A 13,749-nucleotide genomic window follows, 5' to 3' on the forward strand; every position below is an offset into this window, starting at 1 on the left:
TGCCACAACTACAACAAGCTCAGGAGCACTCTTATGGAAACCGTGAAACTCGCCACCCGCCGCTGGTGGTACATCATGCCCATCGTGTTTATCACTTACAGCCTGGCGTACCTGGACCGTGCCAACTACGGGTTTGCCGCCGCCTCCGGGATGGCCGAAGACCTGATGATCACGCCGGGCATGTCCTCGTTGCTCGGCGCGCTGTTCTTTCTCGGCTACTTTTTCTTCCAGGTGCCGGGGGCGATCTACGCGCAAAAGCGCAGCGTCAAAAAGCTGATTTTCGTCAGCCTGATCCTCTGGGGCAGCCTGGCCACCCTGACCGGCGTGGTGTCCAACGCCTACATGCTGATCGCCATTCGCTTCATGCTCGGGGTGGTCGAGGCGGCGGTGATGCCGGCGATGCTGGTGTACCTGTGCCACTGGTTCACCCGTGCCGAACGTTCGCGCGCCAACACCTTCCTGATCCTCGGCAACCCGGTGACCATGCTGTGGATGTCGGTGGTGTCGGGCTACCTGGTGCAGCATTACAGCTGGCGCTGGATGTTTATCATCGAAGGTTTGCCGGCGGTGTTGTGGGCGTTTATCTGGTGGCGCCTGGCCGATGAGCGGCCAAAAGACGCCAAATGGCTGAGCGACGCCGAGAAACAGTCACTGGAAACCGCCCTCGCCGCCGAACAGGTAGGCATCAAGGCAGTCAAGAACTATGGCGAAGCGTTCCGCTCGCCCAAGGTGATCATCCTGGCCTTGCAATTTTTCTGCTGGAGCATCGGCGTGTACGGCTTTGTATTGTGGCTGCCGTCGATTCTCAAGGCCGGCTTGAAGATGGACATGGTCGAAGCCGGCTGGCTCTCGGCGCTGCCTTACCTGGCGGCCGTGATCGGCATGCTGGTGGTGAGCTGGGGTTCGGACAAGCTGCAAAAGCGCAAACGCTTTGTGTGGCCGCCGCTGCTGATCGCCTCGATTGCGTTCTACGCGTCCTACGTGCTCGGTGCAGAACATTTCTGGTGGTCCTACACCCTGCTGGTGATTGCCGGGGCGTGCATGTACGCGCCTTATGGGCCGTTCTTCGCCATCGTGCCGGAAATCCTGCCGGCCAACGTCGCCGGTGGCGCCATGGCGCTGATCAACAGCATGGGCGCGCTCGGCTCGTTCGGCGGCTCGTACCTGGTGGGTTACCTCAACAGCAGCACCGGCTCACCCGGCGCTTCGTACCTGCTGATGAGCGGCGCGTTGATGCTGTCGGTGGTGCTGACGATGTTCCTCAAGCCCGGCGCCAGCGACCGCTCGCCGGCCCCCACTCTGGAGTTGAAGGTAAAGACCTCATGAAAAAGTCTGTGGTGTTGTACAAAACGCTCTCCGCGCCGCTGATGGCCCGCCTGCACGAACACGCCGAGGTCACGCTGATCGAGGCACTCGATGCCGGCGGCCTGGCCAAACTGCGCGACGCCCTGCCCGGCGCCCATGGTTTGTTGGGCGCCAGCCTGCGCCTGGATGCGCAATTACTTGACCTGGCGCCGCAGTTGGAAGCGGTGGCCAGCGTGTCCGTGGGCGTCGACAACTACGACATCGACTACCTGACCGGGCGCGGCATCCTGCTGAGCAATACCCCGGACGTGCTCACCGAAACCACCGCCGACACCGGTTTTGCGCTGATCCTGGCCACCGCTCGACGCGTGGTCGAGCTGGCCGACATGGTGCGCGCCGGCCAATGGAACAAGAACATCGGCCCGGCGCACTTCGGCAGCGATGTGCATGGCAAGACCCTGGGCATCATCGGCATGGGCCGCATCGGCGAAGCCCTGGCCCAGCGCGGGCACTTTGGCTTCGGCATGCCGGTGATCTACCACAGCCATTCGCCCAAGCCACAGGTAGAACAACGCTTTGGCGCGCAGTACCGCAGCTTGCAGGCATTGCTTGAAGAAGCCGATTTTGTCTGCCTGACCCTGCCGCTCACCGCTGAAACCGAGAAGCTGATTGGCGCCGAGGAATTCGCGCGGATGGGCCCGGAGACGATCTTTATCAATATCTCGCGCGGCAAAGTGGTGGATGAAGCCGCGCTGGTCGAGGCGTTGCAACACCGCGTAATTCGCGCAGCGGGGCTGGATGTGTTCGAGAAGGAACCGCTGGATCACGGCTCGCCGTTGCTGCGTTTGAACAACGTGGTGGCGACGCCGCATATCGGTTCGGCGACCCATGAGACCCGAGAGGCGATGGCCCGGTGCGCGGTGGATAATCTGCTGGCGGCGTTAGCCGGCGAAAAACCGAAAAACCTGGTGAACCTCGCAGCCTGGAAACCGTAATACCTGAACCACCACAATGTGGGAGGGGTTTGCCCCTCCCACCTTTGGCTGCATTGCAAAGGGTCAGATCACAAACCTGGCCACCATCGCATTCAAGTCCACCGCGAGGCGCGACAGCTCATGGCTGGCCGCGCTGGTCTGGTTGGCGCCCGCCGCCGACTGCGTGGCCAGGTCGCGGATGTTGACCAGGTTGCGGTCCACTTCGCGAGACACCTGGGCCTGTTCTTCCGAAGCGCTGGCGATCACCAGGTTGCGTTCGTTGATCAGGCTGATCGACTGGGTGATCTGCTCCAGCGCCACGCCAGCGGCGCGGGCCATTTCCAGGGTGTTCTGGGTGCGCTGGTTGCTCTGCTGCATCGATTGCACGGCTTCACCGGTGCCGTTCTGAATGCCGGCGACCATTTTTTCGATCTCCTGGGTCGACTGCGCGGTACGGTGGGCCAGGGCGCGTACTTCGTCCGCCACCACCGCGAAACCGCGTCCGGCCTCACCGGCGCGGGCCGCTTCGATGGCGGCGTTAAGGGCCAGCAGGTTGGTCTGCTCGGCAATCGCGCGGATCACATCCAGCACCTTGCCGATGTCACGACCTTGCGTGGCCAGGCCCTCGATCATCGCGGCGGTATTTTGCACATCCTGGGTCATGGTCTGGATCGCGCCGACCGTTTCCACCACCCGATCACGGCCTTCGCGCGCCGCCAGGTTCGATTGGCCCGACGCCTCGGAGGTGGACACCGCATTGCGCGCCACTTCTTCCACCGCCGCGGTCATCTCGTTGACCGCCGTGGCGGCCTGGTCGATTTCATTGTTCTGCTGCTGCAAGCCTTTGGAGGCTTCTTCGGTGACCGCGCTCAGCTCTTCGGCGGCAGAGGCCAGTTGCGTGGCCGAACCGGCGATGTGCCGGATGGTCTGGCGCAGGTTGGCCTGCATCGCGGCCAAGGCACCGATCAAGCGCGCGGGCTCATCCTTGCCATCATCTTCAATGACGTTGCTGAGGTTGCCGGCGGCGATAGTTTCAGCCACTGCCACCGCTTTGCGCAACGGCGTGACGATGCTGCGGGTCAGCAACCAGGCCAGCAACACGGTGAGCAACGCGGCAGCCACCGATACGATGATTACGCCGGTGATCGCGACGTCGTACCCATGGCCGGCATCGGCGTCGGCTGCCTTGGCGCCGGCAGCGTTGATGGCGATCAGCTTGTTCAATTGCTCGCCCATCTGGTCGGTGCCTTCCTTAATGCGGCTGTTGATCAGCGCACGCATCTCATCGACCTTGCCTTGCCTGGACAGGGCGAGCATCTCACTCTGAGCCTTCAAATAGTTCTCCAGCGTGACGCCAAAGACCTTGAACAGCGCCGCTTCTTCCGGCCCGGCAGGCAGCGCGGAGTACGCGGCCTGGGCGGTCTTCACCTTGTCAGTCAGCACGCCTATGCGGGTTTCAGCCTCCTGCAACCCGGCCGGTTCGCGGTTGACCAGTACGCGAAACGACAGGATGCGCATGCGCAGCACGTTCTCCATCATCGTGCCCAGGTTCGTCACGCTGGGCAGTTGGTTGGCGCTCATCGCCATCGACGCCTCGCGAATCAACGTCATGCGGTTGACCGCAAACACCCCCAGCACCACCACTAACAACGCAATAAATGCGAAACCGAGAGAAGCGCGCGGAGCAATATTCAGATGGCGAAGTGACATAAGAGAATTCTCAAAAGTAATGTTTGCGTGCATCCCTGCCGCGAAACGATCAATCGGTGTCAACGCACCGCTCAGACCTTGGTCACCACTGTGATTGCTGATCGGTGGGCCTGTAAGAGCTATCGGCTGGCTCAGGGGTTTTATGCAGGGCATTCATAAATATTTTTTTACACTTCTGACGATAGGCGGTTTCTGGCATCCTGCGCCTCCCTTTTCTGACCCGAGCCCTCACCTTGTCTGACGCTCAAGCCCCGCGCCCCCGCTATAAATCCGAGCTGATCTACGGCCTTGAAGACCGCCCGCACTTCAGCGCGGCGATCTTTGCCGCGTTGCAGCATGTGCTGGCCAGTTTCGTCGGGATCATCACGCCTACCCTGATTGTCGGCGGCGTACTTGGCCTGCAAAGCGAAGTGCCGTACCTGGTGAGCATGGCGCTGTTCGTGTCGGGGCTCGGCACCTTTGTGCAGGCGCGCAAGTTCGGCCCGATCGGCTCGGGATTGCTGTGCCTGCAGGGCACCAGTTTTTCGTTTATCAGCGTGATCCTCAGCGCCGGCTTCATGGTCAAGGCCCGGGGCGGCGGTACCGATGAGATCCTCTCGACGATATTCGGCATCTGCTTTTTCGCGGCGTTTATCGAAGTGGTGCTCAGCCAGTTCATTGGCAAGCTGCGCAAACTGATCACCCCGGTGGTGACCGGCACCATCATTACCCTGATGGGTTTGTCGCTGATCAAGGTAGCGGTCACCGACATGGCCGGCGGCTTTGGCGCCAGCGACCTCGGCGCAGCCGGCAACATGGGCCTGGCGGGCCTGGTGCTGCTGACCATCGTGGTGCTCAACCGCTTCAACAACCCGTTCCTGCGCCTGGGTTCGATCGTAATCGGCCTGACCCTGGGCTTTGTGGTGGCCTGGCTGTTGGGGCGCGTGGACCTGGCGGCATTGCCGCAGGTACCGCTGATCAGCGTGCCGGTGCCGTTCAAGTACGGTTTTTCGTTCGACTGGGTGGCGTTTGTGCCGGTGGCGGTGATCTTCCTGATTTCACCCTTGGAAGCGGCCGGTGATCTGACCGCCAACTCGATGATTTCCCAACAGCCGGTCAAGGGCCCGTTGTACATCAAGCGCATCAAATCCGGGCTGCTGGCCGACGGCCTCAACTCGGCGATGGCCGCCACGTTCAACAGCCTGCCGATGGTGACCTTCGCCCAGAACAACGGCGTGATCCAGTTGACCGGCGTGGCCAGCCGCTATGTGGCGTACTTTATCGCCGGGCTCCTGGTGTTGCTGGGCCTGTTCCCGATGATCGGCGCGGTGCTGCAACTGATGCCCAAGCCGGTGCTGGGCGGCGCGACGCTGATCATGTTCGGCACGGTGGCCGTGGCCGGCATCAAGATCCTCGCCGAAGCCGGGCTGCACCGGCGCAATGTGCTGATTGTGGCGATTTCCCTTGGCATGGGCCTGGGCGTTGCCGCCGTGCCCGAAGTGCTGCGTGAATTGCCCAAGGCGCTGCACAACATCTTCGAGTCGCCGATCACCGTGGGCGCGTTCTGTGCAATCTTGCTGAACATTTTCCTGCCGGAGGCGTTCATAGAGCTGGAGGAAGATGAATTTGATCCGGAGTCCTCTACCCTCAAAGTCATGCAAGACCCGGACGTCACGAAATAGGAGCACCTTGTGTATGCGCACGCTCATGGTTCTATCGCTGTTGCTGCTGACCTTGAGCAGCTGCGCGCTGTTCCCCAACCGTGACCCGGTCAACATCAACGTGGTCGGCATCGAGCCGCTGCAAAGCCAGGACCTGGAAGTGCGCTTCGCGGTGAAACTGCGGATACAGAACCCGAATGAAACGGCGATCGACTACAACGGCGTGGCTCTGGACCTGGAGGTCAACGGCCGGCCGTTGGCGGCGGGCGTGAGCGACCAGGCCGGAAGCATCCCGCGCTTTTCCGAGACCGTGCTGGTGGTACCGGTCAGCGTTTCGGCGTTTTCGGTGTTGCGCCAAACCCTGGGCCTGAGCCAGACCCAGAGCTTGAACAACCTGCCCTATGTGCTGCGGGGCAAACTGGCGGGCGGCCTGTTCGGCACGATGCGCTTTGTCGACCGTGGCACGTTGGACCTGCCGAACACTGCAACCTGGTGAGCACCTTGTTCACACTACGGCGAATGCTGCGCCTTTAGAGCGCGTGCGGTCAGTCAGTGATGAAGCGCACACCGGGCTTCTCGCGCTCGTCCACCACCAACTCAAACACATCCGGCCGGGCATAGTGGCCCACCACGTCGTAGTCATACCTGGCCCGTACCAGGTCATCGGTATTGATCCGCGCGGTCAGCAACCCCGCTTCCCCCAGCAGCGGCCCGGCGAGGATGTCGCCCATGGGCCCGACAATCACGCTGCCGCCGGCGATCAATGGGCGGTCTGAAGGCCAATTGGCAATCGCCAAACCCAACGCCTCGGGCGAGGCCTGTACCTGGCAGGCACTCACCACAAAACAGCGCCCCTCGTGGGCCACATGGCGCATGCTCACTTGCCACATTTCGCGCTCGTCCACGGTAGGTGCGCACCACACCTCGACGCCTTTGGCATACAGGGCGGTGCGCAGCAGCGGCATCATGTTTTCCCAGCACACGGCGCCGCCGATACGCCCCACCGCCGCGTCGATCACCGGCAAGGTGGAACCGTCGCCCTTGCCCCAGATCAGCCGCTCGGTGCCGGTAGGCATCAGTTTGCGGTGTTTGGCGACCAGGCCGCCCGCCGGCTCGAAATACAACACAGTGCAGTACAAGGTGCTGCCACTGCGCTCGATCACACCGAGCACCAGGCTGGCCCCGGTGCGCGCCGACAGGCCGGCCAACGCCTCGGTCTCGGTGCCCGGCACGTCGATGGCATTGGCGAAGTAACGGGCAAAGGCTTCACGGCCTTCCGGCAGGCGGTAGCCCAGCTGCGTGCCGAACGCTTCACCTTTGGGATAGCCGCCGAGCAACGCTTCAGGCATGACCACCAATTGCGCGCCACTGCGCTTGATGTCGTCCTCATAGCCGAGGATTTGCGCCAAGGTCTCAGCCTTGCCGCCCGGCAATGCGCCAATTTGCAACGCCGCCACAGTAGAAACAGGCATCACGATCACTCCGAGTAAGGGGGGTTGCCCATTCTCGCGCCAGCCCGGATCATGAATAAAGCCCACCTCAGTACTGAATGATATGAACCCAATGAATATCGCCCAGGTCGACCTGAACCTACTGAAAACCTTCGAAGCCCTGCATGACGAGTCCAGCGCCAGCCGCGCGGCAGTGCGCCTGGGCGTCACCCAATCGGCCATCAGCGCGGGCTTGCGACGTTTGCGCCAGGTGTATGGCGACCCGTTGTTCGTGCGCACCGGCCGAGGCCTGGCGCCGACGTTGCGGGCCAATCAGTTGAAGCCGGTGATCAGTGAAGCGCTGGAGCGCTGCCGCCAGAGCCTGGCCATGGTCAACCCCGATCACCCGGATTATCAGGGGCGCTCCGTGGTGGTGGGGCTGTCCGATGATTTTGAAATTGCCTATGGCCGTCGGCTGATGCTCGAAATCGCACAGCGCTTGCCGAAACTGCGGGTGATTTTCCGCCAGACCCACAGCCAGATCGTGGCGGGCGCCCTGCTCGACCGCACGCTGGACCTGGCGATTACCGCCGGGGGCTTTGCACAGAGCCGCTTGAGTCGACAGGTGCTGGCCGAAGGCGATTACCGCTGCCTGGTAGACCCCGCCAGCCTGGCCCCGGATCAGCACGGCATCAGCCTGCAAGAATTCGTCGCCCGCGAGCATGTACTGGTGTCATCCGGCGGTTTTATCGGGATTACCGACGAAGGTTTGGCGGCCCAAGGGCTGAGCCGGCAGGTGTGCGCCTCGACCAGCCATTTTGCCGCCCTGCCTTTTTTGCTCACGGGCAGCCAGGCAGTGGCGACCATTCCCGGGCACGCGGCGCTGGCCATCGCGCACATGACCGGCCTGCGTGTATTGGCTTGCCCGCTGGCGCTGCCGCGTTACCCGGTCGAGCTGGGTTGGCGCACCCAGGCCCAGTTGGACCCAATGTTGCTCAAAGTGCGCGAGGCGATTGTGGCGAGCTTTACTTCGCCGCCGCCATCAGTTTGTTGACTTCGCTGCGCACCATGTTGGAAAACTCCGGCGGCGACATGCCGTCGAGTTCAGCGCGAACCCATTCGGCCCACTTGCCCTTGCGCTTGGCGCGCTCACCGAACAACCGGGCAGCTTCGCCCTTGGCCTTGCCCAGGTTGGTTTGCCACAGGTCGTAGAGGCGCGACTTTTCATCTTCCAGCTCGGCGCGTTCGGCGAGGGTCTTGTTGGCGAGATTGAAGCTCATGGTTGAATTACCTGCTGCACAAATAGGCGACATCTTACACTGTAGGTCGAAATTTCCAGATTCGGATTTGGCTCAAGGCCACGCTTGCGCAAAAAAACTGCAACTTTTGCGCACGCCCGATACTCCATTGTTCACTGCCACATTCACCCGCAAGGAGTCACACAATGGCCCGCAAAACCGCTGCCCAAGCCGTCGAAGAACAAATCAAGGATCAAGCCTTCAGCGAACTCACGGCGTTGATCGAAGAATCAGACAAATTGCTCAAGAGCAGTGCTTCCCTGGTCGGTGAAGAAGGCGAAACCCTGCGCGAGCAGGTGGCGATCAAACTCAAGCAAGCCCTGGACTCGGTGTCCAATGTGCGCGAGCGCAGCAAGCCGGTGGTGGATGCCACCGAAACCTATATCGGCGGTCATCCGTGGCAGACGGTGGCGATTTCCGCAGGCTTCGGCCTGGTGGTCGGCTTGTTGCTGGGCCGCCGCAACTGATTGACAGCGGTGGGGGCTCAGAGCGCCCAGTCGCGTAACTGCGCCAGCGCTTGCGCCTCCACCGTGATCCCCTCCTGCAACGACTTCGCCCGCGTGCGATGACGTCGATCCCCCGGCAAGCGCCGTAAACCCGCCGCATGCATCTGCCGCACCAGCTCCTGGCTGCGCTCGGCAAAGCTTTGCCCGGCGGTTTTGCTCGGGTCGATCACGATCAGCAACTGCCCGGTCCAGGGCGTACGCGCTCCCGGATGGTCGGCCCAGTTGAACTCGAAGGAAAAGTTGCCCCCGGTCAGGGCCGCCGCCAGCAACTCCACCATCATCGACAACGCCGAACCCTTGTGGCCGCCGAACGGCAGCAACGCACCGCCCTCCAACACGGCTTTCGGGTCGGTGGTGGGTTGGCCGAGGCTGTCGACGCCCATCCCCGGCGGCAACCGCTCGCCCTTGCGCGCGGCGATCTGCACGTCGCCATGGGCAATGGCGCTGGTGGCCAGGTCAAATACGATCGGTGCGCCATCGGCACGCGGCGCGGCGAAGGCGATGGGGTTGGTCCCGAACAAGGGGCGGTCGGCGCCGTGGGGCACTACGCAGGTCATGCTATTGACCACGCTCAGCGCCACCAGCCCTTCTTCGGCGAAGGGTTCGACGTCGGGCCACAGGGCGGCAAAGTGATGGGAGTTATGAATGGCCAGCAGCGCAATGCCGGCGCTGCGTGCCTTTTCAATTAGCAGTGCCCGCGCCGCCGCCAATGCCGGTTGAGCAAAACCGTTGCATGCATCTACCCGCACGAAGCCCGATGCCACATCCGTGACAACCGGCGTGGCGTTGCCGTCAACCCAGCCGCTGGCCAGCGTGCTGAGGTAACCAGGAATGCGGAAGATGCCGTGGCTATGGGCGCCGTCGCGCTCGGCGCTGGCGCAATTGTGCGCCAGGATCGCCGCCGCCTCCGGGGATGTTCCGTGCTTTACAAACACCGCGTGCAGCAGTCCCACCAGTTCGTCGAAACCAATAAGCGCCGTTGCGTGGTCAATGAGGGAAGACTGGGCAGACATCTGTAGCTCCGATTTTGTAATTGGAAGAGACAACAAGCATCCAGACCGCTGATTAAACAATGCTTCACCTGCCACCTGTCAACGCCCGCTTCAGTTATCTACCGCCTTGCGCGCGGTGTTGCTTCGATTGGGGACGAGCGCCGCTGGCTCGACTCCAAACCGCGGGGCCGAGTTGGCTTCACTGCGCCGCGAACTGCAACAACCCTTTCCACAAGCCCGGCCCGACAAAATGCCGGTTTCATTGGAGCAATGGCTCAAGCCGCGCCAGCCGGCCACCATCACGCCGGCTGAGCTGGACCTGACGGCGCCTGAACGCACGCAACTGCACATCTTCGAAAACCACGAGGTTGCCCTGAACGACCTGGAGCACAGCACGCTGAGTCATATTTACCGGGACAAGAGCGGCGCCCAGAACGTTGTGCCCTTGGCGGGCAAGGTGTACGCGGTAAAAAAAGCCGGTGAGCACTGGCGCCTGAGCAAGGGTAAGCAGCACGGCCCCTATCTGCTGCGCAATGCGCAGGGCCAATGGACGCTAGACCTCGACACGCATCACCCGCGCTACGGCAAAATCTTGAGTCGCTATATGGGTCAGGTGTCTACGTGGCTTGATGAAAGAGACGCCATCAATGTAGAGGCGGTGGGCATGCGCGCAATTACCGCGATGTCGAGTTGGAAAGCCCAATGTATCAATGAAGCACTCAATGTCGCGACGTACTATGCGGTGACCGCCAAACGCCATCTTGAAAACTTTGCGACACTGCGCGGGCCAGACAGTCGTCTGGGGCGCTTTTTCAGCGAACTCTTCGGCGTTATCGCACTGACGCCCGAGCAGGTACAACGAGTCGAGCGGCGGGTGGACGAAGTGCTGGATGAGTTGATCAACCACACGCTGTCGGGCCTGACTCAATGCGTTTTGTCAGCGGCACCGCTCGCGAAACCCAACAGGACACCATTGCGTTCATCCTGCTCAAGGATGCAGAGCATAAAATCTACCTGCTGGACCGTTTTTTCGCCCCCTCCGATAGACATCTATCAAAACTGCTTGAAAAAGCGCGTTGTCGCTCTCTACCCCGGCGAGCATGCTGTTCAGAACGTGGGACTCGTTCACTCAGGAATGGGAGGATTTCGGCTCCGACAGTTCAACCTCAACGCAGAAAAAAACAGTGCTGACGACCACCGGTGCCAAGACCCTGGAGGATGCCCGCGCGATCTTCATGAGCAACAGCGACAAGCGCATCGACACCCTCCTGGCCAATGCCGATTCGGTGGCCTACATGATTAGCCAAGCGGGTCGCGCGCTGGACCCGTGAGCCTGAGCCGCGCGCTGGTGGCTCAGGGCAACCGGGGGTTTCCGCAGATTTTTCGCATGCCATGGCGCGAATGTGCTGAAACTTCAAGGCGCGTCCAAACGAGAATAGCTTCCAATTGATGTGCAATCGCCATGACGGCTGTTCTCGTCGTAGTCCTGTGGGGGTTAGAATGTGCGAAATCAGGATGAGTCAATGAGCGAAAAGCCCCTTTTAGAAGCCGAATATGACGCCATCACCGACGCCGCCGCGCATTGGTGCATGCGCTTGCATGCGAGTGACTGCACCCGCGATGAACGTTTGGCTTTTGAGCAATGGCACGACTCGCATCCGCTGCACGCCTTTGAATACGCGGCCATGCTGGAAATCTGGGACGTCGCCGACCACCTGCCACGCACTGCACCTGTGGCGGTGGTGGTGCCGTTCAAACCCCGCAGCCGGCTGCGCACTTACGCCGTAGCGGCGGCGATCTGCCTCGCTGCGTTGCCGTTGGCCGCCTTTACCGGCTGGGAAGCGGGCTGGCTCCCGAGTTCCTATCAACGCTTCGAAGCGACCACCGGTTTGCGCCAGGTGACGTTGGGTGATGGCAGCCAGGTGGAACTCAACCTGGGCACGCAGCTGGTCTATAGCAATTACAAGGACCAACGCCGCGTCACGCTGAAAAAAGGCGAAGCCTTTTTCAACGTCAGTCATGACAGCGCGCATCCGTTTATCGTGCGTGCCGGCGAAGGCCAGGTACGGGTCACCGGCACGCAATTCAACGTCTGGAAATATGGCGACCAAGTGCGGGTGACGTTGCTAGAAGGCTCGGTGCAAATTGCCAGCGACCCCGTACACGGCAGTGTGCCCCTGACCCCCGGCATGCAGGCCAGCTATCAATTGGGCGACGCCACGCCACGGGTAAAAACGATCAACCCCAATGACAGCGCGCTGGCCTGGCGCCAGGGCAAGCTGATCCTCGACAACCTGGCCCTGGCCGATGCGTTGCCATTGATCAACCGCTACCTGAGCAAACCGGTGATGCTGGCGGACGCCACCACCGGGGCCATTCGGATTGGCGGCATCTACAACACCCATGAGGTCAACAACCTCATCCCCTCCCTGCCCAAGGTTCTGCCGGTGTACCTGACCCAGAACCAGGACGGCAACCCCGTACTCAACTCCATCCCGCGTAAAACCCCAAAAGGCTGAGCCTTGCCCGCAGGCCGGGGTTTACGCGTGCCTGTTGTGTCCATTTTTGAAACACCTCCCCGCCCTGAACCGCACGCCGTGAGCGGATTCATCGTTTTGTCATGTGCAGTGTTACAGCGCTGATACAGACGGGTGAATCGTTTGGGGTGTGACGGTATAAGCGCGCCTGAACGACAAGCTGTATCAGCCATGAAACAGCCGCAACATCACGCGCTACGCAAAAAATCACAAGCCTTTGAATAACAACAATAAATAAAAAACGGCACGGCTTCTGCTCTGTCCCTTACAGCGCTGTTTAGGGTCAGCGCGAACAATAAGGAATGCCGCCGTGACCACACTCACTCAAGGTTCGATGAACGTACTGCTGATCAGCTGTGTACTCAGCGTCGGCATCAGTGCGCCGAGCGTTGCCGGTGACGGCGTGATCGTGACCGGCCGCAACGTGCAGGCGCATATGTACGGCCGCGCCGCCTTTGGCAAGGACCCCTACCCCACCACCGCCAACGCCAATCCCAGCCAAGAAATCATGGCCGCCACCGGCGAACTCAGTGACCGCGATATCGGCGGTGTCAGCAGCGGCTCGAGCATCGTGCGCGCCATACAGACCAGCGGCAGCCTGACCGGCCCGCATGCCACCCAAAGCAGCCTGTCGACCCTGGGGGCCGGCTCAGCCGCCGGTCATGGCAGCGGCAGCAATATGGGCGGGCAGATCAGCGACTCGATCCAACGCGGCATGGCGCCCCTGAATAACATCGGCAGCATGATGGGGGGCAAGTAATGAATCGCTCCCTGCTCATCCTCGCCTTGCTGGCCGGCGCCCCCGCATTCGCCGACGACAGCGCCGTGATCAACAACAGCGGCACACAGTACGGCGGTGTTCTGTCGATCAACCAGGCCGCCGGCAACCAGAACCAAACGTCCAACAGTCGCGCCATTGCCGTTGGTGGCCAGGCCACCAACGTGAACATCCAGCGTATGGACGGCAGCGTCGACCCGTCCCTGAACGCCAAGGCGGCGATCCAGGGCCACGCCTTTACCAGCGGCAACGGTGTACTGGGCATCAACCAGTCGGCCGGGGCCAATAACCAATCCATCAACGCCGTGCGGATCAGCATCAACCCTGGCCCGCAAAGCATCGATGACAGCGTCCTGTTGCAACAGAACACGACGCAGTTGACCGACTCAGGGCTCACCCCCACCACTGGCAGCCGCCTTGTCGTTACCAGCGACCAGGCCTTCACAGGCAGCCGAGGAGTGATTCAGGTGAACCAGAGTGCCGGGGTGGGGAACCGAGTGGCTAACACCCTGGGTATCACTATCAAGTAATCGCTTGGTAGCACTGGCTGGACCGTACCAACACTTAACTCACTAATTA

Annotated in this window: 14 protein-coding genes; 10 read left to right on the forward strand and 4 right to left on the reverse strand. The window is 61.6% G+C overall.

From position 1 onward, the window contains the following. The first annotated feature begins 33 nt into the window (after positions 1-33). Both KSS96_RS16115 and KSS96_RS16120 read left to right on the forward strand, forming a co-directional pair. Positions 34-1,326, forward strand: a complete 1,293-nt coding sequence (locus KSS96_RS16115; protein WP_017528510.1) for an MFS transporter — start codon at positions 34-36, stop codon at positions 1,324-1,326. Further along, complete coding sequence (locus KSS96_RS16120) at positions 1,323-2,300, forward strand: 2-hydroxyacid dehydrogenase (RefSeq protein WP_065878911.1); 978 nt, start codon at positions 1,323-1,325, stop codon at positions 2,298-2,300. Before KSS96_RS16115 ends, KSS96_RS16120 begins: the two co-directional genes overlap by 4 nt. A gap of 63 nt (positions 2,301-2,363) precedes the next feature. Here the strand turns inward: KSS96_RS16120 and KSS96_RS16125 are convergent, their stop codons facing one another. After that, positions 2,364-3,989, reverse strand: a complete 1,626-nt coding sequence (locus tag KSS96_RS16125) for a methyl-accepting chemotaxis protein (protein WP_065878908.1) — start codon at positions 3,987-3,989, stop codon at positions 2,364-2,366. 233 nt (positions 3,990-4,222) lie between these two features. Here KSS96_RS16125 and KSS96_RS16130 point away from each other — a divergent pair, with 233 nt between their 5' ends. Together KSS96_RS16130 and KSS96_RS16135 are read left to right on the forward strand one after the other, a co-directional pair. After that, on the forward strand, positions 4,223-5,650 hold the full coding sequence (locus KSS96_RS16130) for a nucleobase:cation symporter-2 family protein (RefSeq protein ID WP_065878905.1): 1,428 nt from the start codon (positions 4,223-4,225) through the stop codon (positions 5,648-5,650). A 13-nt stretch (positions 5,651-5,663) separates the two neighbouring features. Next, the gene (locus KSS96_RS16135; RefSeq protein ID WP_017528514.1) at positions 5,664-6,125 is read left to right on the forward strand and encodes an LEA/WHy family protein; all 462 of its coding nucleotides are present in this window, start codon (positions 5,664-5,666) and stop codon (positions 6,123-6,125) included. Between the two features lie 49 nt (positions 6,126-6,174). On the opposite strand, the gene KSS96_RS16140 is transcribed toward KSS96_RS16135, so the two are convergent. After that, a complete protein-coding gene (locus KSS96_RS16140; RefSeq protein WP_065878903.1) occupies positions 6,175-7,101 on the reverse strand; it encodes a carbon-nitrogen hydrolase family protein in 927 nt (308 codons plus the stop codon). Positions 7,102-7,192: 91 nt separating this feature from the next. Between KSS96_RS16140 and KSS96_RS16145 the strand changes: the two genes are divergently transcribed. Continuing rightward, positions 7,193-8,113 carry a LysR family transcriptional regulator gene (locus tag KSS96_RS16145; RefSeq protein ID WP_116078548.1) on the forward strand — a complete coding sequence of 307 codons (921 nt, stop codon included), beginning with the start codon at positions 7,193-7,195 and terminating at the stop codon, positions 8,111-8,113. On the opposite strand, the gene KSS96_RS16150 is transcribed toward KSS96_RS16145, so the two are convergent. Further along, entirely contained in the window at positions 8,085-8,339 is a 255-nt protein-coding gene (locus KSS96_RS16150) for a hypothetical protein (RefSeq protein WP_003190904.1), read from the reverse strand. The two genes, KSS96_RS16145 and KSS96_RS16150, sit on opposite strands and share 29 nt — an antisense overlap. 164 nt (positions 8,340-8,503) lie before the next feature. Here KSS96_RS16150 and KSS96_RS16155 point away from each other — a divergent pair, with 164 nt between their 5' ends. Beyond that, positions 8,504-8,824 carry an ElaB/YgaM/YqjD family protein gene (locus KSS96_RS16155; RefSeq protein WP_017528517.1) on the forward strand — a complete coding sequence of 107 codons (321 nt, stop codon included), beginning with the start codon at positions 8,504-8,506 and terminating at the stop codon, positions 8,822-8,824. 17 nt (positions 8,825-8,841) lie between these two features. Here the strand turns inward: KSS96_RS16155 and KSS96_RS16160 are convergent, their stop codons facing one another. Next, entirely contained in the window at positions 8,842-9,876 is a 1,035-nt protein-coding gene (locus KSS96_RS16160; protein ID WP_017528518.1) for an Ldh family oxidoreductase, read from the reverse strand. Between the two features lie 172 nt (positions 9,877-10,048). Between KSS96_RS16160 and KSS96_RS16165 the strand changes: the two genes are divergently transcribed. The 4 genes from KSS96_RS16165 (at position 10,049) to fapB (ending at position 13,700) form a co-directional block, all read left to right on the forward strand. Continuing rightward, positions 10,049-11,158: a DUF6543 domain-containing protein gene (locus KSS96_RS16165; RefSeq protein ID WP_217855089.1), complete on the forward strand. Its 1,110-nt coding sequence runs from the start codon at positions 10,049-10,051 to the stop codon at positions 11,156-11,158. A 220-nt stretch (positions 11,159-11,378) separates the two neighbouring features. Next, positions 11,379-12,374 (forward strand): FecR family protein, encoded by a 996-nt coding sequence (locus KSS96_RS16170; RefSeq protein ID WP_017528523.1) that lies wholly within the window; start codon positions 11,379-11,381, stop codon positions 12,372-12,374. A 328-nt stretch (positions 12,375-12,702) separates the two neighbouring features. Next, positions 12,703-13,152, forward strand: coding sequence for a fibril amyloid chaperone protein FapA (gene fapA / locus KSS96_RS16175; protein WP_026067309.1), 450 nt, complete (start codon positions 12,703-12,705; stop codon positions 13,150-13,152). Then, positions 13,152-13,700 carry a fibril amyloid subunit FapB gene (gene fapB, locus KSS96_RS16180; RefSeq protein ID WP_017528525.1) on the forward strand — a complete coding sequence of 183 codons (549 nt, stop codon included), beginning with the start codon at positions 13,152-13,154 and terminating at the stop codon, positions 13,698-13,700. The genes fapA and fapB overlap by 1 nt, the downstream gene beginning before the upstream one ends. The last annotated feature ends 49 nt before the right edge of the window (positions 13,701-13,749 follow it).

The sequence above is a fragment of the Pseudomonas asgharzadehiana genome (genome assembly GCF_019139815.1).
Lineage (GTDB): Bacteria > Pseudomonadota > Gammaproteobacteria > Pseudomonadales > Pseudomonadaceae > Aquipseudomonas > Aquipseudomonas asgharzadehiana.

Bases quoted from the DNA above. Each gene is read 5' to 3' on its own strand.
- KSS96_RS16115 (WP_017528510.1), top strand. From the start codon at position 34: ATGGAAACCGTGAAACTCGCCACCCGCCGCTGGTGGTACATCATGCCC.
- KSS96_RS16120 (WP_065878911.1), top strand. From the start codon at position 1,323: ATGAAAAAGTCTGTGGTGTTGTACAAAACGCTCTCCGCGCCGCTGATG.
- KSS96_RS16125 (WP_065878908.1), bottom strand. From the start codon at position 3,989: ATGTCACTTCGCCATCTGAATATTGCTCCGCGCGCTTCTCTCGGTTTC.
- KSS96_RS16135 (WP_017528514.1), top strand. From the start codon at position 5,664: ATGCGCACGCTCATGGTTCTATCGCTGTTGCTGCTGACCTTGAGCAGC.
- KSS96_RS16140 (WP_065878903.1), bottom strand. From the start codon at position 7,101: ATGCCTGTTTCTACTGTGGCGGCGTTGCAAATTGGCGCATTGCCGGGC.
- KSS96_RS16145 (WP_116078548.1), top strand. From the start codon at position 7,193: ATGAATATCGCCCAGGTCGACCTGAACCTACTGAAAACCTTCGAAGCC.
- KSS96_RS16150 (WP_003190904.1), bottom strand. From the start codon at position 8,339: ATGAGCTTCAATCTCGCCAACAAGACCCTCGCCGAACGCGCCGAGCTG.
- KSS96_RS16155 (WP_017528517.1), top strand. From the start codon at position 8,504: ATGGCCCGCAAAACCGCTGCCCAAGCCGTCGAAGAACAAATCAAGGAT.
- KSS96_RS16160 (WP_017528518.1), bottom strand. From the start codon at position 9,876: ATGTCTGCCCAGTCTTCCCTCATTGACCACGCAACGGCGCTTATTGGT.
- KSS96_RS16170 (WP_017528523.1), top strand. From the start codon at position 11,379: ATGAGCGAAAAGCCCCTTTTAGAAGCCGAATATGACGCCATCACCGAC.
- fapB (WP_017528525.1), top strand. From the start codon at position 13,152: ATGAATCGCTCCCTGCTCATCCTCGCCTTGCTGGCCGGCGCCCCCGCA.